Annotated in this window: 25 protein-coding genes and 1 pseudogene; 15 read left to right on the top strand and 11 right to left on the bottom strand. The window is 60.2% G+C overall.

What is annotated here, in order from left to right:
• Window positions 1–50 precede the first annotated feature (50 nt).
• Window positions 51–947: a LysR family transcriptional regulator gene (locus KVG88_RS04530; protein ID WP_217870460.1), complete on the bottom strand. Its 897-nt coding sequence runs from the start codon at window positions 945–947 to the stop codon at window positions 51–53.
• Window positions 948–1,046: 99 nt separating this feature from the next.
• Between KVG88_RS04530 and KVG88_RS04525 the strand changes: the two genes are divergently transcribed.
• Window positions 1,047–1,796 (top strand): SDR family oxidoreductase, encoded by a 750-nt coding sequence (locus KVG88_RS04525; protein ID WP_217870459.1) that lies wholly within the window; start codon window positions 1,047–1,049, stop codon window positions 1,794–1,796.
• 8 nt (window positions 1,797–1,804) lie between these two features.
• On the opposite strand, the gene KVG88_RS04520 is transcribed toward KVG88_RS04525, so the two are convergent.
• From KVG88_RS04520 to KVG88_RS04510, 3 genes are read right to left on the bottom strand one after another with little or no spacing between them, the layout of a single operon-like run.
• The gene (locus KVG88_RS04520) at window positions 1,805–2,083 is read right to left on the bottom strand and encodes a Rho-binding antiterminator (RefSeq protein WP_150702513.1); all 279 of its coding nucleotides are present in this window, start codon (window positions 2,081–2,083) and stop codon (window positions 1,805–1,807) included.
• Between the two features lie 4 nt (window positions 2,084–2,087).
• Entirely contained in the window at window positions 2,088–2,348 is a 261-nt protein-coding gene (locus KVG88_RS04515; RefSeq protein WP_217870458.1) for a DUF2024 family protein, read from the bottom strand.
• Window positions 2,348–3,088: a hypothetical protein gene (locus tag KVG88_RS04510; RefSeq protein ID WP_150702515.1), complete on the bottom strand. Its 741-nt coding sequence runs from the start codon at window positions 3,086–3,088 to the stop codon at window positions 2,348–2,350. Before KVG88_RS04510 ends, KVG88_RS04515 begins: the two co-directional genes overlap by 1 nt.
• Window positions 3,089–3,219: 131 nt before the next feature.
• On the opposite strand from KVG88_RS04510, the gene KVG88_RS04505 reads away from it, so the two are divergent.
• The 3 genes from KVG88_RS04505 to KVG88_RS04495 are packed head-to-tail and all read left to right on the top strand — an operon-like array spanning window position 3,220 to window position 5,705.
• Window positions 3,220–3,765: a MarR family winged helix-turn-helix transcriptional regulator gene (locus KVG88_RS04505; RefSeq protein WP_248692702.1), complete on the top strand. Its 546-nt coding sequence runs from the start codon at window positions 3,220–3,222 to the stop codon at window positions 3,763–3,765.
• A gap of 53 nt (window positions 3,766–3,818) precedes the next feature.
• The gene (locus KVG88_RS04500; RefSeq protein ID WP_217870457.1) at window positions 3,819–5,039 is read left to right on the top strand and encodes a helix-turn-helix domain-containing protein; all 1,221 of its coding nucleotides are present in this window, start codon (window positions 3,819–3,821) and stop codon (window positions 5,037–5,039) included.
• Between the two features lie 36 nt (window positions 5,040–5,075).
• Entirely contained in the window at window positions 5,076–5,705 is a 630-nt protein-coding gene (locus KVG88_RS04495; protein ID WP_217870456.1) for a Vgb family protein, read from the top strand.
• An 80-nt stretch (window positions 5,706–5,785) separates the two neighbouring features.
• Here KVG88_RS04495 and KVG88_RS04490 read toward each other — a convergent pair whose 3' ends face one another.
• Window positions 5,786–7,123 carry a 2-hydroxycarboxylate transporter family protein gene (locus tag KVG88_RS04490; RefSeq protein WP_217870455.1) on the bottom strand — a complete coding sequence of 446 codons (1,338 nt, stop codon included), beginning with the start codon at window positions 7,121–7,123 and terminating at the stop codon, window positions 5,786–5,788.
• Window positions 7,124–7,252: 129 nt separating this feature from the next.
• Here KVG88_RS04490 and KVG88_RS04485 point away from each other — a divergent pair, with 129 nt between their 5' ends.
• Entirely contained in the window at window positions 7,253–8,170 is a 918-nt protein-coding gene (locus tag KVG88_RS04485; protein WP_150702519.1) for a LysR substrate-binding domain-containing protein, read from the top strand.
• A gap of 119 nt (window positions 8,171–8,289) precedes the next feature.
• On the opposite strand, the gene leuD is transcribed toward KVG88_RS04485, so the two are convergent.
• Both leuD and leuC read right to left on the bottom strand, forming a co-directional pair.
• Complete coding sequence (gene leuD, locus KVG88_RS04480; RefSeq protein WP_217870454.1) at window positions 8,290–8,898, bottom strand: 3-isopropylmalate dehydratase small subunit; 609 nt, start codon at window positions 8,896–8,898, stop codon at window positions 8,290–8,292.
• A gap of 2 nt (window positions 8,899–8,900) precedes the next feature.
• Window positions 8,901–10,322 (bottom strand): 3-isopropylmalate dehydratase large subunit, encoded by a 1,422-nt coding sequence (gene leuC / locus KVG88_RS04475; protein ID WP_217870453.1) that lies wholly within the window; start codon window positions 10,320–10,322, stop codon window positions 8,901–8,903.
• 345 nt (window positions 10,323–10,667) lie between these two features.
• On the opposite strand from leuC, the gene KVG88_RS04470 reads away from it, so the two are divergent.
• A complete protein-coding gene (locus tag KVG88_RS04470) occupies window positions 10,668–11,648 on the top strand; it encodes a GlxA family transcriptional regulator (protein ID WP_150702568.1) in 981 nt (326 codons plus the stop codon).
• A 12-nt stretch (window positions 11,649–11,660) separates the two neighbouring features.
• On the opposite strand, the gene KVG88_RS04465 is transcribed toward KVG88_RS04470, so the two are convergent.
• Window positions 11,661–12,521, bottom strand: a complete 861-nt coding sequence (locus KVG88_RS04465) for a CAP domain-containing protein (RefSeq protein ID WP_217870452.1) — start codon at window positions 12,519–12,521, stop codon at window positions 11,661–11,663.
• Window positions 12,522–12,867: 346 nt separating this feature from the next.
• On the opposite strand from KVG88_RS04465, the gene KVG88_RS04460 reads away from it, so the two are divergent.
• Window positions 12,868–14,133 (top strand): OprD family porin, encoded by a 1,266-nt coding sequence (locus KVG88_RS04460; protein WP_217870451.1) that lies wholly within the window; start codon window positions 12,868–12,870, stop codon window positions 14,131–14,133.
• A 53-nt stretch (window positions 14,134–14,186) separates the two neighbouring features.
• Here KVG88_RS04460 and KVG88_RS04455 read toward each other — a convergent pair whose 3' ends face one another.
• Window positions 14,187–15,215, bottom strand: a complete 1,029-nt coding sequence (locus tag KVG88_RS04455; RefSeq protein WP_150702524.1) for an AraC family transcriptional regulator — start codon at window positions 15,213–15,215, stop codon at window positions 14,187–14,189.
• A gap of 160 nt (window positions 15,216–15,375) precedes the next feature.
• Between KVG88_RS04455 and kce the strand changes: the two genes are divergently transcribed.
• Genes kce through KVG88_RS04440 form a run of 3 tightly spaced genes read left to right on the top strand, consistent with a single transcriptional unit; the run spans window position 15,376 to window position 18,488 of the window.
• Entirely contained in the window at window positions 15,376–16,314 is a 939-nt protein-coding gene (gene kce / locus KVG88_RS04450; RefSeq protein ID WP_217870450.1) for a 3,5-dioxohexanoate:acetyl-CoA acetone transferase, read from the top strand.
• Between the two features lie 44 nt (window positions 16,315–16,358).
• On the top strand, window positions 16,359–17,684 hold the full coding sequence (locus tag KVG88_RS04445) for an MFS transporter (protein WP_150702526.1): 1,326 nt from the start codon (window positions 16,359–16,361) through the stop codon (window positions 17,682–17,684).
• A gap of 12 nt (window positions 17,685–17,696) precedes the next feature.
• Window positions 17,697–18,488 (top strand): SDR family oxidoreductase, encoded by a 792-nt coding sequence (locus tag KVG88_RS04440; RefSeq protein ID WP_150702527.1) that lies wholly within the window; start codon window positions 17,697–17,699, stop codon window positions 18,486–18,488.
• A 66-nt stretch (window positions 18,489–18,554) separates the two neighbouring features.
• On the opposite strand, the pseudogene KVG88_RS04435 reads toward KVG88_RS04440, so the two are convergent.
• Window positions 18,555–19,451: pseudogene (locus KVG88_RS04435) on the bottom strand (LysR family transcriptional regulator); the annotation flags it as partial.
• 119 nt (window positions 19,452–19,570) lie between these two features.
• Between KVG88_RS04435 and KVG88_RS04430 the strand changes: the two are divergent.
• Window positions 19,571–20,968 carry an MFS transporter gene (locus tag KVG88_RS04430; protein WP_217870449.1) on the top strand — a complete coding sequence of 466 codons (1,398 nt, stop codon included), beginning with the start codon at window positions 19,571–19,573 and terminating at the stop codon, window positions 20,966–20,968.
• On the top strand, window positions 20,965–22,239 hold the full coding sequence (locus KVG88_RS04425) for a glucarate dehydratase family protein (protein WP_217870448.1): 1,275 nt from the start codon (window positions 20,965–20,967) through the stop codon (window positions 22,237–22,239). Before KVG88_RS04430 ends, KVG88_RS04425 begins: the two co-directional genes overlap by 4 nt.
• A gap of 59 nt (window positions 22,240–22,298) precedes the next feature.
• Here the strand turns inward: KVG88_RS04425 and KVG88_RS04420 are convergent, their stop codons facing one another.
• The gene (locus KVG88_RS04420) at window positions 22,299–23,081 is read right to left on the bottom strand and encodes an alpha/beta hydrolase (RefSeq protein WP_217870447.1); all 783 of its coding nucleotides are present in this window, start codon (window positions 23,079–23,081) and stop codon (window positions 22,299–22,301) included.
• A gap of 52 nt (window positions 23,082–23,133) precedes the next feature.
• Between KVG88_RS04420 and KVG88_RS04415 the strand changes: the two genes are divergently transcribed.
• The 3 genes from KVG88_RS04415 to KVG88_RS04405 all read left to right on the top strand — a co-directional run bounded on the left by KVG88_RS04415 (window position 23,134) and on the right by KVG88_RS04405 (window position 26,130).
• Entirely contained in the window at window positions 23,134–24,387 is a 1,254-nt protein-coding gene (locus tag KVG88_RS04415) for an NTP/NDP exchange transporter (RefSeq protein ID WP_217870446.1), read from the top strand.
• 21 nt (window positions 24,388–24,408) lie between these two features.
• Window positions 24,409–25,356, top strand: coding sequence for an aldo/keto reductase (locus tag KVG88_RS04410; RefSeq protein WP_217870445.1), 948 nt, complete (start codon window positions 24,409–24,411; stop codon window positions 25,354–25,356).
• A gap of 111 nt (window positions 25,357–25,467) precedes the next feature.
• The gene (locus KVG88_RS04405; RefSeq protein ID WP_150702533.1) at window positions 25,468–26,130 is read left to right on the top strand and encodes a VIT1/CCC1 transporter family protein; all 663 of its coding nucleotides are present in this window, start codon (window positions 25,468–25,470) and stop codon (window positions 26,128–26,130) included.
• Window positions 26,131–26,184 lie beyond the last annotated feature (54 nt).

The following is a 26,184-nucleotide window of genomic DNA, read 5'->3' as shown; positions in this document are numbered from 1 at the left end:
TTGTATTCGTGTTGTGATGAATAAAACCAAAGAGATCGTATGACTTGGTATCAATGCCGGCCCAGCCTTAGCAGCTCTTGCTGAACAAAATCGGCAAACAGTTTGATCCTGATCGGCGTCAGCGCGCCAAAGGCATGCAGCGAATGTATCGCCAGCATCGGCAGCGGGCGGTCGGCCAATAGTTGGATCAACGCCCCGGAATCCAGGTCTTGCTTCACCGTGCATTTCATCAGGTAGGCGACCCCCATGTCGCCCAGCGCGCCGGCACGCAAACCGAAACCCGAGTCCAGTCCGATGCGTCCTCGGGGCACCAGGGTTTCACCATCGGCAAAGACAATGGGCAGGGTTCTTCCCTTCAGTTGATAGCGTACGAAGGGCAGGTCGCGCAGCTCTTCGACGGTGCCCGGGTTACCCCATTCGCGCAGGAACGCCGGGGAGGCCACCAGTGCCATGTCGAGGCGGGCGAGTGTGCGGCTTTTCAAGTCACTGTCAGTGAGCGTGCCCGCACGGAAAATCACGTCGTAACCCTCGCGAATCACGTCAACGTGGTGATCGAGCAAGGTCAGGTCCAGCTCCACGTCGGGGTGATCGGTGAGGAATACCGAATGGATTCTCGGCATCAGCAAGCGCCCGAGATCGCTGGGCATGCTGACCCGCAGATGACCGCGCGCGCCGCCGGTGTGACGCAGCGCGTCGGCCGAATCATCGATGGCTTGCAACAGCGGCGCTACACGCTCGAAAAATGCCTGCCCCTCGGGCGTCAGGCTGAGCATCCGTGTGGAGCGGCGGAACAGCTTGGCATTGAGCTCTGTTTCCAGTCGGCTGATGCTTTTGGAAATGGCCGACGGCGTGGTCCCGGCGTTGCGCGCGGCGGCACTGAACGACCCGGCTTCCACTGCGCGGACGAAGGCAATCAGGCTGGCCGACTGGTTCAACAGGCTGGGCATCTTGTGACTCCGAAGCACAATAGATGTGCCTTTTTCTGGACTGGTTGGCGCTGGACGAGCGACATGATACTGCGCTCCTTCTACAAGCGGAGTCAGCAGATGCAACGTCTTAAAGGAAAGGTCGCGGTGATTACCGGCGGCAACAGCGGCATTGGTCTGGCCTCGGCGTGCCTATTCGCCAAAGAGGGGGCGCAGGTGATTATCACGGCACGTCGGCAAGAGGTGCTGGACGAAGCCGTCCGCCAGATCGGTCACGGCGCCATTGGTATCAAGGGCGATGTCGCCAGCCTTGAGCACCATGCCGAGGTAGCCGAGCAAGTCATGGCGCGCTTCGGTGCGCTGGATATCTACATGGCCAATGCCGGAGTCATCACTCTGACGCCTTCCCATAAGGTCACGCCGGAGGAGTTCGACGCGCAATTCAACATCAATACCCGTGGTGTGTTCTTCGGTGTGCAATCGATCGCGCCGTTGTTGCGCGACGGCGCCAGCATCATTTTGACCAGCTCCCTGGCAGCCACAAAAGTACTCGACGGGCATGCGGTGTACGCCGGCTCCAAAGCGGCCATCGCCGCGTTTGCACGCCATTGGGCGCTGGAGCTTCGCGCCCGGCGCATACGTGTGAACGTGTTGAGTCCGGGGCCGGTCGATACGGCGATCATCGGCAAGCTGGGCGTTTCGGAAGAAGACCGTCCAGGCTTTGAGCAAATGATGGCGGACATGATTCCTGCCGGTCGACTAGGCATGGCCGAAGAACTCGCGCAAGCGGCGTTGTACCTGGCGTCCAGCGACAGTTCGTTCGTCAACGGCGTCGAATTGCACGTTGACGGCGGCATGTCGCTGGTCTGAGGCTGGCGTTAGAACGTGCAGGCGGCGTCGGTCAACAACACCCGGCCGAACTGCGCATTGGCGTCCAGTGGCGTGATGGCCAGCAGTTGGTCCAGGCGGATCTCCTGTTGGCCGTTTGCCGTTTCCACGCGCAGGAACTCTTCCTTATCGGCGGAAGTACGCGTGTCCAGCGCCTTCGCCTCCAGGCGCGTGCCGTCCTTCAACTCGACATCCAGTCGATAACCGCGCATGCAGGCGACCTCCAGATAGTCGTACAAGTCGCAGTTCATGGGCTGATACGTGTTCATCGCATTACTCCTGGCAACCTTGCAGTTTGAGGATGAAATAGCCTTGCTCACTGATGGCCGCCGCCACTTGCGGATTGCTCGGTTCGACGTGGCAGAACAGGCAGCGGTCCTGGGCGATATCTTCGTCCTGAACGCCCTGTTGTTCAAGGAAGCGGCGCGCGTACGACTTTGCCAACTCAGGGTCGTTGTTCTCGATCAAGACATCGAAATGCAGGTAACGGCCATCTTTGGTGCGCACGTGGGTATCGAAGACTTTGATGCTCATCATTTGCCCTCCTTGAGTTTCCAGGTGCCCGGCAACGACAGGTCACCCGAGGCAATGTCATAGACGCTGCTGACACACAGCAACGGATTGTGCAGGTCGGCATTGACCTTCAGTGCCGCCGTGACGCCGTCGTAGTTGAAGCTTTCAGGGAAGCCCACTGCCGCCAGCGGCACGCGGATCTTCGCGGCGTTTTTCTCGACGCTCAGGTCGTAGCCGGGAGAATCGATGTAAATCGGTGCGCCCGGCCAGGTGGCCGGCAATTTCGGTTTGGCATCCTTGGGAATATCCCGAACCTTCAAGCCGCCGGGTCCGCAGTTTTCGTCCTTGGTCAGCACCACCCAATGGGAATGCCAGAGACCGCCGTCGTTGTCTTTCTTGCCGTCCTTGTTTTCGTCCAGTTGCGGGGTGTCATCGAAGTCCGGGTGCGATGTCAGCGCCAGCGCAAGGATGCCGGACTTCTCTTCAAAGCCCACAGCCGAACTGTCGAGACTGGTCGGCCAGACGTAGCTGAACACCTCGGCACCGGCGAATGAACCCTTGGCGGTCGGCACACGACTGCCGGCCTTGCCGTCGACCAATTGTTCGAACACCAGATTGTTGCCTTCCTTGAAGACGCGGGTATTGACCAGGTCGAACGCGGCGTCGGTTTTACCTTTTGCGCTCTGAATACCCTGCGCGTCATGGGCCAGGGCCTGGGTAGCGATCAAGGCGCCGAGGGTGAGTGCCAGTGCGGTTTTCATACGAACCTCCCTTACAAAAATGGATTGACTGTTTCGGATCGACACTACAAAGCCTACGACAAGCCGATATTTTGTCAATAAGGTTTTTATCCGATACTATTTATCAACGCTTTTGATGAAGGATTTGCCCTGTGCTTTTTGATCTGCTGGAAAGGTTGTCGAGCCTGACCCGTGTCTGGTTTCGCGAGCACCCGATGTTGGCGGACCTGCAGCCGATTCAGCTCAGTGCCCTGATGTACCTTGGCCGTTGCAATCGCTACTCCGACACCCCGTTGGCGGTGACCGAGTACCTGGGGCTGACCAAGGGCACTGTGTCGCAATCGCTCAAGGCCCTCGAGAGCAAAGGGCTGCTGACCAAACAGCCAGATGCCCGGGACAAGCGCAGCGTGCATCTGGTACTCACGGCACCCGCCCAAGCGCTGCTCGATGCGGTGCTGCCGCCATCGTTTCTGGTCAATGCCGCCCAGCGCATGGGCGCGCGTGCTGAAGACCTGCAAGGCTTGCTGCTGGAGCTGTTGCGCAACATTCAGCAAGGCGAAAACGTCCCGGGTTTTGGGCTGTGCCGCACCTGCCGCTTTCATCAGACCGTGGCGGGCGGGGCGTTTTGCGGGTTGACTCAGGAACCTCTGCAATCCGGGGAAGTGGAGCTGATTTGTCGGGAGCATCAGATTCCCTGAGATAGACTCAAGAGGATTATCCGACGAGGGAGTACACCCATGGCAGGTCTGCGATGGACTCGCTGATCACCGCCGCCGCCCAGGCGCTGGCAGCGGGGGATCCGCTTGGCGCGCTGGACCGGGTTGCGTTGCGTGACGATGCACCAGCGTTGGCGCTGCGTGGAGTCGCCATGGCGCAACTGGGTGACCTGGTGCGTGCCAAGGCGTTGGTGCGTCGGGCGGCTCGGGCGTTTGGGCCGCAAGAGACGCTGGCCCGCGCACGTTGCCTCGTCGCCGAAGCCGAGATCGCGCTGGCCTCTCGGGACCTCGGCTGGCCGGTAAAAGCACTCGATGCGGCGCGGGTCACGCTGGAGCGTCAAGGTGATTGGGTAAATGCCGCCCATGCTCGGTATCTGCAAATCCGTCGTCTGTTGCTGATCGGGCAACTGGATGAGGCGCAGGAACAACTCGCGCAACTCGACCCGTCACCGTTGCCGCCGTCATTGCGCGCGACCCATGAGCTGGTAGCGGCGGGGATCGCCATGCGCCACTTGCATTCGCAAGCTGCCCGGGCTGCGCTTGCCCGGGCCGAACTCGCCGCGCAGCAATCGGCGATACCCGCGCTGGTAGCGGAAGTCGAAAACGCGTTGCGGATGCTCAACAGTCCCGCCGCACATTCGATCAGCGATGGAGAGTCGCGGTCCTTGTTGCTCGACGACGTGCAGGCCTTGCTTGACTCGACGTCGCTGGTGGTCGATGCCTGTCGTTATACGGTGCGCGGCGCCGGCATGTCGGTTTCGCTGGCGAAGCGGCCGGTCTTGTTCAGCCTCGTACGGACACTGGCCGAAGCCTGGCCGGCCGATGTGCCCCGGGAAACCCTGGTTGCCCGGGCTTTTCGCCTGAAGCTCAGTGATGAATCCCATCGTGCGCGGTTGCGGGTCGAAATCGGCCGATTGCGCGCCGCGCTGAAACCCTTGGCCAACGTGGTCGCCACCCCGCGCGGGTTTGCCTTGGTCACGCAGGTTTGCCCCGACGTTGTGCTGCTCAGGCCACCGGTCGAAGAAAAACATGCAGCGGTTTTCGCGTTGCTCGTCGACGGTGAAGCCTGGTCGAGTTCGGCGCTTGCCCTGGTGCTGGGCAGCAGCCAGCGCAGCGTGCAACGGGTGCTCGAAACACTGGCTGCACAGGGCAAGGTGCAGTCGTTCGGGCAAGGGCGGTCGCGGCGCTGGATGACGCCGCCGGTGCCCGGTTTCGCGACGACCTTGTTACTCCCGGTTCCACTGCCCGGTGGCTAGGATGAACGCCACCAAGCCCTTTCGAGGAATACCGAGATGAAACAGTCAGCCGCTGAAATCCTCCGTGAATATGGCCCTTTCAAGGGGGTCGACGATGTGCACGGCGTTACCTGGGACGGTAAAAACGTCTGGTTTGCCACCACCGGCAAACTCCTCGCCCTGGACCCTTCGAGCGGCGCAACGGTGCGTACGCTGGATGTCGCCGCCCACGCCGGCACCGCATTCGATGGCAAACACTTGTTCCAGATCGCCGAGGACCGCATCCAGAAAATCGATCCGCAAACCGGGCGCGTAATCTCCACTATTCCAGCTCCCGGCGGAGGTAACGACTCGGGGATGACATGGGCAGAGGGCTCGTTGTGGGTGGGGCAGTACCGCGAGCGCAAGATTCACCAGATCGACCCGGAGAACGGCAAGATCCTGCGCACCCTCGAATCGAACCGTTTTGTCACGGGCGTAACCTTCGTCGAGGGCGCGCTTTGGCATGGCACCTGGGAAGGCGACGAGAGCGAGCTGCGGCGCATCGACGCAAAAACCGGCGAGGTGCTGGAGAGCCTGAAGATGCCGGACGGCGTCGGTGTGTCGGGCCTTGAGTCGGACGGCGGTGAGCGGTTTTTCTGCGGCGGTGGCGGCAGCGGGCGGGTGAGGGCGGTGCGTCGCCCGTGATGAAGGCTTGATAAAACAAGCAATGGTGTTAGCGAGGTCACGCAACACCATTGCTCTACAGGGATATCAGTCGTTGATGCTCACACAAAAATCCCCAACAACACCGTCGCCAAAATTACCGTCGAAGCCCCACCAATTCGCGTTGAAATCTGCGCAAACGGCATCAACGACATCCGGTTCGATGCCGACAGGATCGCCACGTCGCCGGTACCGCCCAAACCGCTGTGGCAGCAGGTGACGATGGCCGATTCGATTGGGTACATCTTCATCAGGTTGCCGATAAAAAAACCGGCGACGGTCATCGACACCACGACCGATACACAGACCAGCACATAGCCCACCGAGAACACCTTCACGACGCTGTCCAGCGGCACATAGAGCATGCCCAGGCCGATCATTACCGGCCAGATAAATGCCGAGGACACCAGTTTGTAAAAAGTGTGGGTGCCTTTCTCGAGTTTTTCCGGCAGGACGCGCAGGTACTTAAACAGCACAGCGGCGAGGATCATCATCACCGGGCCGGGGATGCCGACGACCTTTTCCAGCAAGCCGCCGAGGACGAAGAACGCGCAGATCACCATCACGCCGGCGCCCATGACGCGGAAGTCGACGGTGCTGTTTGTGTCTTCCTTGACCTGGAATTTGTCGTTCTCGACCTTGGCGCGAATGAGTGAACCTTCGCCATTGATGTGCGGGCGTTTCAGTGCCAGGCGAGCGAGGAAACCGGCGCAGATGATTGCGACGATGTTACCGACCACCGCGGCGGGGGCCAGTTGTGCGACGTAGATGTCCGGTGTGCCGCCCAGGATTGCCGAGTACGCCAGGGACAACGGCAGAATCCCCTCGCCAATCCCGCCGCCAATGATCGGCACAATGATGAAAAAGAAGGTGTGGTAGACGCTGTAACCGACCAGTTTGCCGACGATCAGCCCGCTGGCAACGGCAACCAGCGTGCCCACGAGCAGCGGGATGAACATGCGCAACATGCCTTGCACCAGGATGAAACGGCTCATCCCCAGGATGCTGCCCACCACCAGGCTGGCAATCACGAAGTGGAGGAAGTTAGCCTCTTTCATCAGCATCTTGGTGGCGTCGATCGTCGCCGGGCCGAAGAAGCCGTAGAACACCAGCACCGAGGGCAGCATCAGGCACAAGATCGCGCCGCCGCCGATTTCTTTGAGGATCGGCAGGCGTGAACCCAACTGGCCGAAAAACACGCCCATGGTCATGATCACGGCGAGCCCGCCGATCATGTTTTTGGGCAGGAAACCCAAATGGGCGGAGAGGTAGACGATCACTGCGATGCCAATGAATATCGGCAGTGGAACAACGCCGATCTCATAGGTGCGCAGGCGTTGCAGGAGCCCGCCAACGGGGGCGTCATCGATTTTCAGGGGCTGCTCATAAGACTTGCTCATGTCGCTATTTCCTCATGTTTGTTTTTATCGAGGATTTCAGGAACTACGGCTAACCGGGTCGGGTTGCCACTCGGTAGATCGATGGTATCCTTCGCAAATAGCGTGATAAACAGCACAAGTATGAGGCGTATGAACACGAATCGTGATCAGTTTCCCCTGCCTGAAGACCTCAAGGTTTTCCTCACGGTGGTGCGCAAAAATGGCTTTGCCAGCGCCGCTGAAGAGCTCGGTTTTTCACCGGCTTACATCAGTAAGCGCATTTCGGTGCTGGAGACCACGCTGTCAACGCGGCTGCTGCACCGCACCACGCGGCGCATCGCGCTGACGGATGACGGCGAGCGGGTGCGGGTCTGGGCCGAGAAATTGCTGGGTGACTTCGATGATTTTGTCGGCGAAATCTCCCAGGCACGGCAGCAGCCCATGGGCTCTTTGCACATTTGCAGCAGCTTCGGTTTTGGCCGCAACCACGTGGCACCAGCGATCTGCAAGCTGTCGCAGACGTACCCCAAACTCGAAATCCGTCTGGACGTGTTTGATCGCGTGGTCGATATCGTCGGTGAAGGTTTCGACCTGGAGATTCGTGTGGGCGACGATCTGCCGGGGCAGCACCTGGGCCGTAAACTGGTGAGCAATCGTCGGGTGCTGTGCGCCACGCCGGAGTACCTCGCGCAACGTGGTACGCCTCAATCATTGGATGACTTGAAAAACCATGATTGCCTGGTGCTGAAGGAGCGCAACAACGCTTTCGGTGTGTGGAACGTGAGCAAGGATGGCCAGGAAGAGTCGGTGCGGGTCAGCGGGCCGTTGTCGTCGAACAGTGGCGAGATCGTGCTGGAGTGGGCCTTGAGTGGCGGCGGGATTTTGCTGCGTTCGATGTGGGATGTGAAACCGATGCTCGAACAAGGACGGCTGGTGCAAGTGCTGCACGACTACACCCAGAGCGCCAACGTCTGGGCGGTCTACCCCACGCGGCTCAGCCAGTCGGCGAAGTTGCGTGTGTGTGTCGAGTTTCTGGAAGCGTACTTTCGCGATCTTTCGGTTGATTGAAGTCTTGCCGAATTCCCCGTAGGAGCTGCCGAAGGCTGCGATCTTTTGATCTTGTTACTTAAGGACAAAGTCAAAAGATCCCAGCCTTCGGCAGCTCCTACGGGTGAATCATTTTTCCGTCAGCCCAACCAGGGGTTTTCTGCCAGGTGTCGCGCCTCAAACTGACGAATCTGCTCGGCACGTTGCAGCGTTGTGCCGATCGCATCAAGCCCCAGCAACAGTGATTGCTTGCGCAACTGATCGATCTCGAAGCCGATCACGCTGCCGTCCGCCAAGGCTATGGTTTGCTCGGGCAGATTGACGCTGATTTGCGCTGTTGCCCTGTGGCTGACAACAGCGGCCACTTGCTTGAGTTGAGCCTCTGACAGTTGAATCGCCAACACCCCGTTGCGCTGGCAATTGTCGTAGAAAATCCCGGCGAAACTGGTGCCGATCAGCGCCCTGATGCCCACTTGCTTGAGGCCCCAGACCGCGTGCTCGCGACTCGATCCACAACCAAAATTCGGCCCGACGACCAGGAACGCAGCGTCGTTCCAGGCCGCTTGGTTGAGGATGAAGTCGGGGTTGGGCTCGCCCGATTCCAGAAACCGCAAATCAAAGAACAATCCGCGATCCAACCCTTGGCGATCGATGCCCTTGAGAAACTGTTTGGGCATGATCACATCGGTGTCGATGTTGGACGCCAGCAGCGGCGCGGCACTGCCGCTGATCGTAGTGAAAGGTTGCATGTTCAAGCCTCCAGCGCGAATGAGCGCACGTCGGTCAGATGCCCGGTAATCGCCGCGGCGGCGACCATGGCCGGACTCATCAAATGGGTGCGCGCACCGGCCCCTTGGCGGCCTTCAAAGTTGCGATTGGTGCTGGATGCGCAGCGGTCGCCAGGGGCGAGCACATCGTCGTTCATCGCCAGGCACATCGAGCAACCCGACTGGCGCCATTCAAAACCCGCGTCGAGGAAGATCTGTGCAAGGCCTTCATCCTCGGCCTGGTTTCGTACCAGCGTCGAACCGGGAACGATCATCGCCCGCACGTGAGCCGCCACACGCTTGCCACGCACCACGCGGGCAACATCGCGCAAGTCTTCGATACGCGCGTTGGTGCAGGACCCGATAAACGCATGGCTGATCACTACATCGCTCAACGGCATGCCAGGCGTCAGGCCCATGTAGTCGAGGGCGCGTTGCATGCCCTGGCGCAAAATGAGGTCCGGCTGGGTGGCGGGGTCGGGCACATGGCTGCCCACCGGGGCGGCCTGATCGGGGCTGGTGCCCCAGGTGACCATGGGTTCGAGCGTGGCGACATCGAGCACCACTTCACGATCAAACACGGCACCTTCATCGCTGTGCAGCGCACGCCATTTGGCGACGGCCTGGGCCCATAGCTCGCCCTTGGGCGCGCGCGGTTTGTCTTGCAGGTATGCGAAGACCTTGTCATCGGGCGCCATGAACGCACCCCGCGCGCCGGCCTCGACGGCCATGTTGCAAATGGTCATGCGCGCTTCGACGCTGAGGGCGCTGATGGCCGGGCCGGTGAATTCGATCGCGTAACCGGTGGCACCCGAGGCGCCGATGTTTTCGATCAGCGCCATGATGATGTCCTTGGACGTGACCCCGGCGCCCAATGCGCCATTAACGGTCACGCGCAGGGTTTTCAGGCGTTTGTAGACCAGGGTCTGCGAGGCCAGCAAGTGTTCGATTTCAGAGGTGCCGATGCCAAAACCGAAGGCGCCCAATGCACCATAAGTCGTGGTGTGGCTGTCACCGGCGGCCACCACCATGCCCGGCAGGATGAAACCTTGTTCGGGCGCCACGACGTGTTCGATGCCCTGACGCTTGTCCAGTACATCGAACAGCTCGATCCCGAAGTCACGGCAGTTTTCTTCGAAGTAAGACACCTGACGCGCGCCACCGGCATCGGGCATCGTCGCGATACGGTTGGGCGCGGTGGGATTGACGTGGTCAACCACTGCCAGTGTCGCACCCGGGCGCCAGACAGCGCGACCGGCTTCGCGCATACCGCTGAAGGCCTGCGGGCTGGTGTACTCGTTGGCAACCTGACGGTCGATGTACAACAGCACATGACCCTGGTCGTCGAGTGAGCAAACAGTGTGGCTGTCAATGTGCTTTTGGTAGAGCGTTTTCGGGCTGGTCATGGGTGGGCTCTTATTCTGGCTTGTACGAGATCACGGCTAACGCGTACTGACAGAATATTGATTGCAGATTCTGCATCAATAGTGCTTGAGTGAAGCCACTGCGTATGAATCGTGAATAATCGGGCTTTTGATTCATCACGACCCATTGAGGCTCGACCATCTCAACATCCCTGCTTGATCGCGCGATTCAACTGGCGTAAACAATGCACGCACAGAGCAGGGCGCAGGCGTGCGTTTCAGGTTTTTGCGAACAGGAGTTACAGATATCAGGGCGCTAAATCACAGGTTCGTCAGCACGACGAAGCGAGGCGAGCGTTGGTAGAACGACGTCAGTTCAGCGGTGCCATGAAGGGTAAAAACCTTCGCTACCTCAATGAGCATGAAGGCCAATCAATCCAGGCCACGGCAGGTTTTCTGCTGCTGGAGCATTTTTCATTGCCGGCGTTTACTCAGGCACTTGATACGATTGTCACCGCCAATTTGCTGCGGCCGGAGCTCTTTTCCACCAAGACCTTCGGTTTGACCGAAGGCGAAGTCGTCAGCGATTTGGGATTGGTCATCCGACCGGATGCCTGTCTTGCCCAAACCGAAATTCAAGCACTGGATTTATTGGTCATCTGTGGCGGCTACCGTACTGCTCTCAAGGCCGATGATGCGCTGGTCGGACTTTTACACGCGGCAGCCGAATCAGGCGTCAAGCTCGCGGGGATATGGAACGGCGCCTGGTTTCTCGGGCGAGCCGGTTTGCTGGACGGCTATCGCTGTGCCGTTCACCCGGAGCATCGTCCCGCGTTGGCAGAAATTGCCAAGCTGGCCCAGGTCACCAGTGAAGCCTTCGTGGTCGATCGTGATCGTCTGACGGCGTCGAGCCCGAACGGTGCGTTTTACATGGCACTGGAGTGGATCAAGGGCTTGCACGACAAGTCGCTGACTGACGGCATCGAAGACATTCTGGCGTTTGAGGCTTCGCGGTATCGACGTATTAAACCCACGCTTAACGTATCGGTCTGTGGGCCGCTGCGCGAGGTGGTCAACCTGATGGATGCCAACCTCGAAGAGCCGTTGGAGATGGAGGCGCTGTGTCTTTATGCCGGCCGGTCCCGTCGTCAGATCGAGCGCTTGTTCAAGGAGCAATTGGGCACCACGCCTCAGCGTTACTACATGGACTTGCGAATCACCGAGGCGCGTCGACTGCTGCAACACACCACGTTGACCATTGTGGAAGTTTCGGTGGCCTGTGGTTTTGTCTCGCCCAGCCACTTCAGCAAGTGCTACAGCGCCTATTTCGGCTATCGGCCGTCCAAGGAAATCAGGCTGGTCAAGTAACTGCGATACCGATCACTGCGCCCCAAACAGCATCGTCCAGTAAACCCCTTCATCACTGCGTGCCTCGGTCGCATAACCGGCACCCACCTGGGTGAACATCGGGTTCATCAGGTTGGCGCAGTGCCCGGGGCTGGCCAGCCAACCGGCCATGGCCTTGTTGGGTGAGCCTTGGCCGGCGGCGATGTTTTCGCCGATCTGCCGGCCACGGTACCCGGCGGCGCGCGCTCGGTCGGCGGGGGTGTCGCCATCGGGATCGCGGTGGGCGAAGTAGTTGCCGTAGGCCATCGCTTTACTGTGTCCTTGCGCGGCTGCGCCGAGGCTGGCATTCCAGGCCAACGGGCGTGCGGCGGCGAAGCGCTGGCGACCGCACATTCGCGGCTTGGCCCGGGCGGCGTTCACCTGCGCGAGCAATGCCTTGCTGACGGAGCGCGGGTCGCCCATTTGGTTGTCCAGTACCGGACGCGCCAGTACCACTTGCCATTCACCACGACTGCGACTGACGCCAATGTCGGCGTATTGGTTATCGAGCAGGGCGGTGCAGTGGTCATCCTGCAACAGTTCAAAAGCCTCTTCGGCATCCTGCGCTCCGACGACCCGGATGGATCGCACGGTCACCGCCTGGTAACCGGACGCCTTCAAGCGATCGCGCAAACCGCCGCCGTAACCCACCGGTAATGCCAGGTTCGACTTCAGGGTCAGTGGCGTCAAACGCTGGGCCGGACGACGCCCGCAGTCTTGCGGATGGGCACGGTAATCGTTGATGGCGTCCACCAGTTGTCGCTCCGCGCCGGCGTGGGCGGGGGAGGCGAGCAAGGGTAGATAAGTAAGCAGACACAGCGACGTGAAACGCAAGGCGAAGGCGGTTTGGCGCATGGTGCGGACAGCTCTGAAGAGATGACAACGATAGGGAGGAAGGTTGAACGCCGATCTAAGACTGGGCTTGTGAAATTAGGTTCAAGCGCGGGGCGGGGAATTCGAATGGCGCCTGCAGTCGTCCGACGAACGTGTGAGGGGTTGCAGGATGGATGTCCGCTAAAGATCTGATGCTGTCTGGTATTGATCTTATGATTGCGCCGAAATGCCGCTAGTATCGGCCCGTGAAAAACACTCGGTGAAGGTTTTGGCTGCGTCGGTAAAAGACGCCCGGCCAGAGCGGAGTCATGCCTGAAAAACCACCGGGGCAATTAATTACTCCCAATAAAAATAAAAGAGAGTCCCCATGCGATATTGCGCCCTGAACCCTTCAACCGCTGTTTCGACGTCGTTAACGCTGCTTGCATTGAGTGGTTCACTCACGTGCCTGCCCGCTGTTGCGGAAGGCATTTTTGAAGATGCCCACGTCAACGCCAACTTGCGAAACTACTACATCAACCGCAACTTTACCGAGAGCGCTTACCCGCAAGCCAAGGCCGAAGAATGGACGCAAAGTGTGATCCTCGACGCCCGGTCCGGATTTACCTCGGGCACCGTCGGTTTTGGTCTGGATGCGTTGGGGCTGTACTCGCAAAAGCTCGATGGCGGTAAAGGCACGACCAACACCCAATTGCTGCCCGTCCATGATGATGGCCGGCCAGCGGACGATTTCGGGCGCCTGGCCGTGGCGGCGAAAGTGCGCTTTGCCAAAACCCAGGCGAAGATCGGTGAGTGGGTCGTTGCGTTGCCGGTGATTCGCTCCGATGACGGCCGCTCGTTGCCACAAACGTTTCGCGGCGCGCAACTCACTTCAAAAGACCTGGATGATTTCACGTTCTACGGTGGTCAGTTTCGCGGCAACAGCCCACGCAATGACGCGAGCATGGAACGCATGTCGATGTTCAATCGCCCGGGCGTGACCTCTGATCGTTTCAACTTTTCCGGCGTGGAATACGCGTTCAACAACAGTCAAAGCCAAGTGGGCGCGTGGTATGCGCAACTGGAAGATATTTACCACCAACGCTATTTCAACTTCACCCATAGCCAGAAAGCGGGGGATTGGGTGTTAGGGGCGAACCTGGGATTCTTCAGCGGCGAGGACGATGGCAAAAAACTTGCCGGTGAACTGGATAACAAAACGTATTCGGCGTTGTTGTCCGCGAAGTATCAGGGCAGCACCTTTTATCTCGGGCTGCAAAAGGTCGACGGAGACAACTGGATGCGCCTGAACGGCACGAGCGGGGCGACGCTGGCCAACGACAGCTTCAGCAACAGTTACGATTTTGCCGACGAACGCTCCTGGCAACTGCGCCACGACTTTGATTTTGTCGCCCTGGGTGTGCCGGGCCTGACCCTGATGAACCGCTACATCAGCGGCGCCAATGTGCACTCCGGCGGTGTGACCGATGGCAAGGAATGGGGGCGCGAGTCCGAGCTGACTTATGTCCTGCAAAGCGGTGCGTTGAAGAACCTGTCGTTGCGTTGGCGCAACTCGGTGATCAAGCGTGACTTCAGCCTTGCCGACTTCAACGAAAACCGGTTGATCGTCAGTTATCCGCTGTCGATTTTCTAAACTGGCGCATTTCCCTGTAGGCGCGAGCAGGCTCGCTCCTACAGGGGGTGCATTTAGCCCTGGCGATACTCTTTCGTGGTTTTGCCGGTCCAGCGCTTGAACGCTCGGCGGAAATTCGTAGGCTCCGAAAAGCCCAGCAGCAGGGCGATGTCGTCGGTGCTCATGATGGTTGTCTTCAGGTACTCCATGGCGAGCGAGCAACGTACGTCATCGGTAATGGCCACGAAGGAAGTGTCTTCTTCCTGAAGCTTTCGGCGCAGGCTGCGCGTGGTCATGTGCAGCTTCTCCGCCACGCGTTCCATGCTCGGAAACTCGCCGGGCGTCTGCATCATCATCTGGTACACCTCCCCGGAAATTCCCGACGACACCTTGGCCTGGCCGATCAACCGGTCGCAGGTCTCTTGCAGCACCGTCGCGGTCAGGCGATGGGCGAGGTGCGGTTTTTGATCGAGGATCGAGCTGTCGTAGTGCAGCTCGCATTGCTCGTGATCGAAAATGCACGGGCAGCCCAGGTACTGCTCGTAGAGCGCTGCATGGGCCGGGGCGGGGTAAGAAAAACAGGCTTTGGTTGGCGGGCAGCTTTTGCCGAAAACATCCTGCAGATGGGTGACGTGCTGGGTGTATTGCTGCTCGATCAAAAACTGTTTGATCTCCCGCGAAGGGCTCGGGTCGGATGCATCCGGGAACGTCCACACGGCTTCGTCCGCGTACTCCTGCCATTCGATGGTCAGCGTGGGAGTGGCCAGCGAGTGGTACTTCACGCCCAGCCGGAAGTAGTCGCGCAGTGAAAGGCACGACATCAACGCATAGCCGTACATGCCATAAGCCGACAGGTGCAGGCGCGAGCCGGTCTTGAATGGCGTGGCCGGGTCGCTGGACAGCGACAGCGCATTGCCGCACACCGTCGCGTATTGGCGCACCGAGGTCAGCGCCGTGGCGTCGTAGATCTTGTCTTCTTCTACGCCGCTGCCTTTCAAACTGTCGGCGGGCGCGATGCCCTGTTCGCTGAGCACTTCCACCAGCGCGGCGATCTTGTAGGGGGCGTAGATACGCTCATTGAACAACGGCATTTTCGGTGGCATTGGAGACTCCAGTCGTTGTCCCTTAGAGATTCATTGCTGTCCGGTAATGATCTTACCGACGCGCCGAAAATTCAATAAGCTGGGTCCCACAAGCAGCAGCTGCGAATTCAACACGTCTTCATCGCCCCTGCAAAGCCCAATAACAATACAGGTCACCGCCATGAGTCAGCCGAGCCGCAAAGTCATCATTTCCTGCGCGATCACAGGTGCGACGCACACGCCTTCGATGTCCGAATACCTGCCGCTGACACCGGCCGACATCGAGCAGCAATCCATTGAAGCAGCCGAGGCCGGCGCTGCGATCCTGCACCTGCATGCACGCGATCCTCTGGACGGCCGGCCAACGCCGGACCCGGCAGTGTTCAGCCAGTTCGTGCCTGCTATCGCCCGGGCCACCGATGCGATCATCAACATCACCACCGGTGGCAGCACGCGCATGACCCTGGCCCAGCGACTTGCGTACCCGCTGATCGCCAAGCCGGAATTGTGCTCGCTGAACATGGGCTCGATGAACTTTTCGATCCACCCGATCGCCGGTAAAATTTCCAGCTGGCGCCATGATTGGGAAAAGGATCACATCGAAGGCATGGAAGACGTGGTGTTCAAGAACACCTTCAAGGACATCAAGGCAATCATGCTGGAACTGGGCGAGTACGGCACCCGCTTCGAGTTTGAATGCTACGACGTCGGCCATCTCTACAACCTGGCTTATTTCGTCGAACAAGGCCTGGTCAAACCGCCGCTGTTCATCCAGTCGTGCTTCGGCATCCTCGGTGGCCTCGGCGCCGATCCGGAAAACCTGACGATCATGCGTGCCACCGCCGACCGCTTGTTCGGTCGTCAGAACTATGAATTTTCCATCCTGGGCGCGGGCCGGCATCAGCTGTCGTTCGTGACCATGGGCGCGATCATGGGCGGCAACGTGCGTGTCGGCCTGGAAGACAGCATCTACCTCGCCAAAGGCGTCAAGGCCAAGACTAACGCCGAGCAGGTGCGCAAGATCCGCCACATCCTCGAAGAGCTGTCCTATGAAATCGCCACGCCCGACGAAGCCCGGCAGATGCTCGGCCTGAAGGGCAAGCACAACGTTCATCTGTAAGTGTTCTGCCAGAACCCAAAAAAATAACAAAAAGAGGTTTCACCATGACGATCATGCTCAGTACCGCTGAGACCCATTGGCTCGCCACCCGGCGTGCCATGGCGCGACTCATACCCTTGATGTGCGCCATCTACTTCATGTCTTACCTGGACCGCACCAACGTTGCGCTGGCCAAAGCGGCGTTGAACGCCGACCTGGGCATCAGCGCCGCGGCCTATGGGCTGGGCGCGGGGATTTTCTTTCTGGGCTATGCGTTGCTGGAGGTGCCCAGCAACCTGCTGGCCCACCGCATCGGGCCGCGGCGCTGGATCGCGCGGATCGCCGTGACCTGGGGCACCTTGTCGTCGGCCATGATGTTCGTCCAGGGCGAATGGTCCTTCTATCTGCTGCGGGTGCTGTTGGGCATTGCCGAGGCCGGGCTGTTTCCTGCATTGATGTACATGGTCACGCTGTGGTTTGCGCCAAAGGACCGCGCCATCGCCATCGGCTGGATCTACATTGCACCGGCGCTGGCGCTGGTCATCGGCAACCCCATCGGTGGGGCGTTGATGAAGATGGACGGCATCGGCGGGTTGCACGGTTGGCAATGGATGTTTTTGCTTGAAGGTCTGCCGAGCATCATTGTCGGGGTGATCCTGTGGTTCAAACTGCCGGAGCGCCCGCGTGATGCCCGCTGGTTGACCAAGGCCGAGGCCGATTCGCTGGAAGCCCACGCGCTGCTGCCGGGGCATGCCAATTCCCATGAGTACTCGGGCCACTGGGTCAAGGCGCTGAAACGCCCGACGACCATCCTGATCGGCCTGATCTACTTCCTCAATCAGGTCGCATTCGTGGGGCTGGTGTTCTTCACGCCGTCGATCATCCAGCAGATGCAGATCACCTCGCCGCTGACCGTTGGCTTGCTGTCCAGCAGCGTCGGTATCGGTTTTCTCGCCGGGGTCTTGGTGTTGCCGCGCATTCACCGCAAAATCGCCCGGGACTGCTATTGCCTGGCGCTGTTCACCTGCGGCCTGATCGCCAGCTCCGTGGCCTTCACGCTGATCGATGATGCGTCTGCGCGCATTGCGCTGTTCACCGCCACGGCCTTCTTCGCCGGTGGGGTTCTGCCGATCTACTGGGCCATCGCCATGAAGCGTTTGCAGGGTATTCAGGCCGCTGCGGGATTGGCGTTCATAAACACCATCGGTTTGCTCGGCGGCTTCGGCGGACCTTACCTGTTCGGCCTGGCGGAAAAGGCTACCGGTTTGAGCTCATCGGGTTTCTACGTGATTGTGGGCGCCGCGATTCTGGGCCTGTTGCTGGTGCCGTTGCTGGCCAAGGCGATCGATGCCGAGCCGACTCCGCGGGTGGCGCAGCCGGTGACTGAATAAGAGGAAAACGTTATGAAGATTGTTGATTTACTGACCCCGCCAACCGGGCTCAAAGTGATCATTACCGGGGGCGCTGCGGGCATCGGCGCCGTCATCGCCAAGGCGTTTCATGAAGTCGGTGCGCAGGTCTATATCTGCGACATCAACGCCAGCGCCGTTGACCGCATGAAACTCGAATACCCCGGTATGCAGGGCGGCGTGGTGGATGTCGGTATCAAGCAGCACGTCGACCGCATCATGGATGAGGCGATTTCCCTGCTGGGCGGCCTCGACATCCTGGTCAACAACGCCGGCATCGCAGGGCCTACCGGCAATATCGAAGAGCTGGATGCGGACGCGTGGGAGCAGACGATTTCCACCAACCTCAACAGCCAATACTACTTCCTGAGCAAAGCGGTGCCGTACCTGAAGCAGTCCGGGCAAAACCCGCACATCATTGCCATGTCGTCGGTGGCTGGGCGATTGGGCTATCCGTTCCGCACGCCTTATGCTTCGACCAAATGGGCCATCGTCGGGTTGATGAAGTCACTGGCCAATGAACTGGGGCCGCACAATATCCGGGTCAACGCGATCCTGCCGGGTGTGGTGGCGGGGGAGCGCATGGACCGGGTTATCGATGCGCGAGCCCAAGCGCTGGACATCAGCTTCGAATCGATGCGCGAGCAGTATCTGGAGAAAATCTCATTGCGCCGGATGGTGACCATGGAAGATGTCGCCGCCATGGCATTGTTTCTGTCGTCACGTGCGGCGGTGAACGTCACCGGGCAAGCGATCAGCGTCGACGGGAACGTTGAGTACCTCTGAGTCACCTTCTTGCCCCGGCGTTTCGCTAGCACCGTCCGGGGCAGTATTTTCTGCCCCCCGATACGCGCCCCAACCCTCACGCACCGCCCGCCGAATCCCTTCCAGCAACATGGCAAACGCCGGGTTGTCGTTGTTCTCGCGCCAGATCAGATGCAACTCGCTCTGCACCCCTTCGCCCAGATCGATATCGCGAAACACCACGTTCTTGAACACCACACTGGTCGCGCAGCGCGGCACCAGCGCCAGGCCCATGGCGGCGTTGACCAGCGCGAGAATGGTCAGCGACGAACCCAGCCATTGCACGTAGTCCGGTGCCACGCGGGCCGAGCGCAGCATGCCGGTGAGCAATTCGTTGAACGGCGGGTAGGCCGCGTGGGAATACATCAAAAACGGTTGGGCATCGAGGTCCTGGACCGACACGCTGGCAGCAGTGGCCAGGGCATGGGTGCTGGGCACCGCTAACACAAACGGTTCGCGCACCAGGCATTCGGTGGCATAGCCAGGCTCCAGCAAGGGCGCGCGAGCGATGCCCAGATCAATGCGGCGGGCGCGCAGGGCTTCGTGCTGCTGGTAGGTGTTCATCTCCGACAAGTCGATCTTGACGTGGGGCTGCGTCAGCCGCGCTTCGGCAATGACTTTGGGCAGAAACTCGTACACCGCGCTGCCGACGAAACTGATATTGACCGAACCAATGTCGCCCTCGGCAAATCGCCGGGCGGTGACGGCGGCTTGTTGGGCGCGTTCCAGCAAGTTCTGCGCTTCGATGAAGAATGCGCGGCCGGCAGCGGTGAGGGCAACGCTGCGGGTGCTGCGGGTGAACAGCTCGACGCCGAGGTGATGTTCGAGCAATTGAATCTGCCGACTGAGCGGTGGCTGAGTCATGTTCAGCCGTTCAGCGGCGCGGCGGAAATTCAGTTCAGTGGCGACGGTGGTGAAGCAGCGCAGTTGGGTCAGTTCGAACATTGATCTAATCCAGGTATCAATCGAATGCCAAGTTAGATTAGACGGGATCAATGTCGGCGTCCATGATCGGCCCACGCCTCAAGCAATCCCTATAAAAACAAATGATCGGGAGTCGCCCCTTGAAAACCCTGCAGAGTCCACCCGACCCGAATGTGCTGGCCCGCGCCGCGGCGAAAGTGAAACGCCATGTGCTGCCGCTGTTCGTGGTGATGTTCATCGTCAACTACATCGACAGGGTCAACATCGGTTTCGTCCGTAGCCACATGGAAACCGACTTGGGCATCGGCGCTGCCGCTTATGGCCTGGGTGCCGGGCTGTTCTTCGTCGGTTACGCGATCTTCGAAGTGCCGTCCAACATGCTGCTGCAACGCTACGGCGCACGGGCCTGGCTCACCCGAATCATGTTTACCTGGGGCGCGGCTGCCATGGCCATGGCCTTCGTGCGCGGTGAAACCAGCTTCTATGTATTGCGTTTCATCCTCGGCGCTGCCGAAGCGGGCTTTTTCCCGGGCATCATTTACTACTTCACCCAGTGGCTGCCATCGACCGAACGTGGCAAGGCCATGGCGATTTTCCTCAGCGGCTCGGCCATCGCCTCGGTGATCTCCGGCCCGGTGTCCGGCGCGTTGCTGCACATCAACGGCTTGAGCCTGCACGGCTGGCAGTGGATGTTCCTGATTGAAGGCTTTGCGTCGATCGTGCTCTGTGGTTTTGTCTGGTTCTGGTTGCAGTCTCATCCCCGTGAAGCGAAGTGGCTGAGCGATGAAGAAAAGACGGCGCTGACCACTGCCATCGCACTGGAACAACAGGCTCGCGAAGCCACGCAAACCGTCAAGCCGTCGATGTTCAAGTTGCTGGCAGACAAACAAATCGCACTGTGCTGCTTCATCTATTTTTCCATCGCCCTGACTATTTACGGCGCCACGTTCTGGCTGCCGAGCATGATCAAGAAAATGGGCAACCTCGGTGATTTCCAGGTCGGCCTGTTCAATTCGATACCGTGGATCATCTCGATTGTCGCGATGTACGGCTTTGCCGCCATGGCCAGCAAGTGGAAGTACCAGCAGGCATGGGTCGCGGTGACCCTGGTGATCGCGTCCTTCGGCATGTTCATGTCCACCACCGGCGGGCCGGTGTTTGCCTTCGTCGCCATCTGTTTTGCCGCCATCGGTTTCAAGGCTGCCTCGGCGTTGTTCTGGCCGATCCCGCAAGGCTATCTGGATGCACGGATCGCCGCGGCGGTGATCGCCTTGATCAACTCCATCGGCAACCTCGGCGGGTTCGTCGCGCCCACCGCGTTCGGTTTCCTGGAGCAGACCACCGGCTCCATCGAAGGTGGCCTGTACGGTCTGGCCGCGACATCGCTGGTGGCCGCGGTGGTGATCTTCTTCGCCCGCACCGCCCCTCGTGGCGACAGCCTTCGTGCATTGGCCGGCGCCTTGCCAGAAGGCACCCGTGCAAAAAAGCCAGTCAGTCATCAAGCCCTCAAATCTGATCCAACGGGAGCAGCCTCTTGAAAATCAAACGCGTCACCGTCACCCCCATTGCCTTCCGTGATCCGCCATTGCTCAACGCCAGCGGCATTCACGAACCCTTCGCGCTGCGCTCGATCATCGAAGTTGAAAGCGACAATGGCTATATCGGCCTGGGTGAGAGTTATGGCGACGCCCCGGCACTGGCGATCCAGCAACAACTGCAAAGCCAGCTGATCGGTCTCGACCCGTTCAACCTCAATCAACTGCGCGCTATCGTTCAGGCGACGGTGGCGGCGAACAAACCGGCGAGCCTGGCCGGGGCGGAACTGGCCCCCGGCTCCCACGCGAGCAAAGCGGTGAGCAACGCTTACTCGGCGTTCGAAGTGGCGTTCCTCGATTTGCAGGCGCACTCGTTGAACGTGCCGTTGGTGGACTTACTGGGCGGGGCGATACGCGACGAGATTCCGTTCAGCGCTTACCTGTTCTTCAAGTACGCCCAGCACGTCGATTCACCTTACAAGCCGGACAGTTGGGGCGAGGCGTTGAACGAGGAGCAGATCGTCGCCCAGGCACGGCGAATGATCGAGGCCTACGGTTTCAAGAGCATCAAGCTCAAGGCCGGCACCTTGCCGCCGGAGCATGAAGTGTCGTGCATCAAGGCGCTGAAAAAAGCCTTCCCCGGCTACCCGCTGCGCATCGATCCGAACGGCAACTGGTCGCTGGAAACCTCGATTCGCATGGCTGAACTGCTGGGTGACGACTTGCAGTATTACGAAGACCCGACGCCGGGCCTCGAAGGCATGGCCGAGTTGCACAAACGCACCGGGCTGCCGCTGGCGACCAACATGGTGGTCACCGACTTCGACGAGTTCCGCCGCAGCGTGGCGCAGAACAGCGTGCAGATCGTGCTCGCCGACCACCATTACTGGGGCGGCCTGCGCGACACCCAGGCGCTGGCGAAAATGTGCCAGACCTTTGGCCTTGGCGTGTCGATGCATTCAAACTCACACTTGGGCATCAGCCTGATGGCCATGGCCCATGTCGCCGCCTCGGTGCCAAACCTCGATTACGCCTGCGACACCCACTACCCATGGCAGGAACCGGACGAAGAGGTGATCAAGGGCGGCAAGCTGCCGATCGTCGATGGCTGCGTGAAGATCACCCGGGCACCGGGCCTGGGCCTGGAACTGGATCACGATCAATTGGGCAAACTGCATGACCAATACCTGACGTGCGGCATTCGCCAGCGCGATGACGTGAAGCAGATGCAGCGTTACAAGCCGGAGTGGAAAGCGGTTAAACCGAGATTCTGATTGCGTGTAGTCCTTTGGTCCGGGAAGCGTGGTCGCGCTTGCCCGGACTTTTTTTGTCGCTACAACCCATCTCCCAACGCCTTGAAGTATTCAGGGCTGTCGCTGATCGAATTGTGCCCCGTGCTCTTGATGACCTGCATCGATGCCACGCCTTGGGCGAAATGGCGGTAGAGCCGCTGCGTGCTGGCACCCGGAATAACTTCGTCGTGTTCGGCAGCGATCAGCCGTGTCGGCACCGTGATGTGCGAGGCGTAGCGCCAGGATTCGAACTTGTCCTGCAACAACCACTGCACCGGAAACCAGCGGAACTGCCGGGCGGCGAGTTCTTCGAGGCTGTTGTAAGGCGTGATCAATAACAGCCTGCTGGCCGGACGCGCACTGGCCAGGCGCACCGCGACCCCCGAACCCAGGCTGCGGCCGACCACGACGATCTGCGGATGCTCAGCGTAGACCTTGTCGAACAACGCCATGGCATCGCGGGCAATCGCTTCCTCGGACGGTGAACCGCTGCTGCCGCCATAGCCTCGGTAATGCATGAAGAACAGCGCATGGTCGGGGAAGGCCTTGGCGAAATCCGGCAGGCTGCGTGAGACGTCCTCGGCATTGCCCCCAAAATAAATCAGCGCCTTGGGACCGTTATGCGCACGAACGGAAACCATCACCTGGGCATCATCGACCGTTAATGTGAGCAACGCTTCGCTTGAGCCCGCGGGTTGTGGGTAATAAATCAGCGCACGCTGAAAAACGAACAGCGCCGCGCAGAGCGTCAGGTAGACCGCAGCGAGGATGACGACGAGTAACACCAGGGTTCGGGACATTCGTCTAACGTTAGTGGGCGGCATTGACGGCTCCGGGGTGCTGTCAGAGTGTAGCTGGCGGTGAAGGAGGGCACCGATGCCGATCGGTCTCAAGTGGCTCAATGTATTGCCTTCGGAAAGAGCGGCCCTGGCTCTGGGTTTTGCTTTTCACTTCTGCGTGCTCGCCAGCTATTACCTGGTGCGACCGTTGCGCGATGCGCTGGGGCTTGAGGGCGGTGCCGATAAGTTGCAGTGGTTGTTCACCGCCACGTTCGTGGTGATGCTGCTGATGGTGCCGGTGTTCGGTGCGCTGGCGTCACGTCTGCCGGCCACGCGTTTCGTGCCGCTGATCTACCGCGTGATCGCCGCGTCGATGCTGGTCTTCGGCCTGTTGATTGCTAACCACGTGGCGCCGGTGATGGTCGGACGGGTGTTCTTTGTCTGGATCAGTATCTACAACCTGTTCATTGTCTCGATTTTCTGGAGTGTGCTGGTCGACCGCTTTTCCAGTGAGCAGGGGCGGCGACTGTTCGGCTGCATCGCGGCCGGTGGCACCCTCGGCACTTTTATCGGGCCGTTGCTGGCGGCAACCATGGCCACGCGGCTGGGTCCGGTGGCATTGACCGTCGCGGCGGCGCTGCTGCTGGAAATCGCCGTGCGTTGTTATCGAGCGCTGCTGACGCGCACCCAGTCGCAGTCCGGCCAGTTATTACTCGACGAACGGCGCATGGGCGGCGGCATCCTCGCCGGGATCACCCTGATCCTGCGCTCTCCGTACCTGTTGGGGCTGGTGCTGTTCATGCTGCTGCACACCAGCGCCGCCACCTTGTTGTATTTCGAGCAGGGACGGATCGTCGCTGGCAGCTACGCTGATACAGGCAGCCGGACGCAATTCTTCGCTGTGGTCGATCTGATCGTGTCGGCACTGACCCTGACGCTGCAACTGCTGCTGACGGCGCCTTTGATCCGTTTTGTCGGCATCGGCGGAGCCCTGATCGCCATGCCGCTGGCGACCATCGTCGCCTTCGCCGCCATGGCGCTGGCCCCGGTGCCGACCACCGTGGCGCTGGCCCAGGGGCTGCGCCGCGCGGTGGAATTCGCCATTGTTCGGCCAGCGCGGGAAGTGCTGTGGACGGTGGTCAGCCGCGAGGAAAAGTACAAGGCCAAGAACGTGATCGAGACCTTGGTCTATCGCGGTGGCGATGCCGCCAGTGGCTGGCTGTCCGCCGGTTTGACCGCGCTGGGTGCGGGATTCGGCCTGGTGGCGCTGGTGATTGTGCCGTTCGCCGGGTTGTGGGGCGGATTATGTCTGTGGCTGGCGCGGCGTCAGGCGCAACAAGTCGAAACCTGATTGGCGGGCGAGGGACGATTTATGAGCCATCCTGTGGGGTACACCCGTAGAGAAATACTTACGCTGGCTGCCGGTGTTTCGGCGGTCTTCACGTTCGGTCCGACCGGCGCACAAACCCCGCCGTCGACGGGAACAGGAGGCAAGACCATGCAGACCCGCGTCATTCCTTCCAGCAGCAACGAGTCGTTGCCCATCGTCGGCCTGGGCACCTATCGCGGTTTTGATGTAGCCCCGAACGATCCGGCCTACAAGCAACTGCCTGCGGTGCTGCATGCCCTGTTCGAGAAGGGCGGGACGCTGATCGACAGCTCGCCGATGTACGGCCGCGCCGAACAGACCACCGGTGAGCTGCTGTCGATCCACGAGCCGCGCTCGCCTGCGTTCCTGGCGACCAAGGTGTGGACTAGGGGCCGCGAAGAAGGCATCGCGCAGATGGAAGAGTCCTTCAAGCTGCTGCAGACCGACCGTATCGACCTGATGCAGATCCACAACCTGCTGGACTGGCAAACCCATTTGCCGACTCTGCGAAAGTGGAAGGAAGAGGGGCGAATTCGATACATCGGCATCACCCATTACACGCCATCGGCCTACGAAGAAGTGGAAGCGGTGCTCAAGGCCGAGCAACTGGACTTCCTGCAGATCAACTATGCGCTGGATGATCGCGGGGTCGAAAAACGCATCCTGCCGCTGTGTCGCGAACGCGGGGTGGCGGTGATCTGCAACCGGCCATTCGGTGGCGGGGGCCTGCTCGGTCGGTTGAAAGACAAACCGCTGCCCGGTTGGGCCGCGCAAGTCGGGGTCAAGAGCTGGCCACAGCTGGCGCTCAAGTACCTGTTGTCGCATTCGGCGGTGACCTGCGTCATTCCCGGCACCGGCAACCCGCGCTACATGGCGGAAAACGCCGGCGCCGGCTTTGGCCCGATGCTCACCGATGCGCAACGGCATCAGTTGATCGCCCTGGTGGATTGAAGCCTGGGTACGCGCCGTCAGCGACGACGGCGTTCCTGACTACACTGAGTGAGCTCACCCAACATCTCCCATAAACAAGACGGCTCGTCTTTGGGCCGTAAGGCCGGGCCTATGCAAGACAACCGCGAACAGTTGCGTACACGGGTGCTCGATCCGGTCGATCGGGTCACCGAGGTGATTTTTGGCCTGCTCATGGCCATGACGTTCACTGGCACCATCAGCGTGGCGACCGCCAATCAGGAAGATGAACGCACGATGATGATTGCCGCGCTCGGCTGCAACCTGGCCTGGGGACTGGCAGACGCGGTGATGTATCTGTTGCGCACGGTGATTGAGCGCACGCGCAATCGCACATTGTTCGCCGGGTTACGCGGGAACGCTGACGCCCAAACCGGTCAGGCGCTGATTGCCGACGCGTTGCCACCGCGCATCGCCATGGCCGCCGGCAGTGAAGGCCTGGAAGTGTTGCGCCAGCGACTGGTCGCTTCACCGGCCACGCCACTGCACCCGTTTCTGGGGCTGGATGATTTCAAGGGCGCGTTGGGTGTTTTCCTGTTGGTGGTGCTCTCGACCTTTCCGCTGGTGGTGCCATTCCTGCTGCTTGAACAGACGGGGCTGGCGGTGCGTTTGTCCAACCTGGTCGGGCTGGTGGTGTTGTTCCTGGCCGGCTGGATCCTGGCGCGATATGCCGGCGCCAAGCCGTGGCAGGGCGGGGTTGCGATGGCTGTTGTCGGCGCGGCGCTGATCGCGGCGATCATCGCGCTCGGCGGTTGATCGGCGGTTTTCATGACCGTGGCACGCGGTTTCAGCCTGTCATCATTCGTCTCC

Source organism: Pseudomonas azerbaijanoccidentalis (assembly GCF_019145495.1).
GTDB lineage: Bacteria > Pseudomonadota > Gammaproteobacteria > Pseudomonadales > Pseudomonadaceae > Aquipseudomonas > Aquipseudomonas azerbaijanoccidentalis.
Note: the sequence above shows the minus strand (reverse complement) of the source record. Positions and strands in the feature narration are given on the sequence as shown.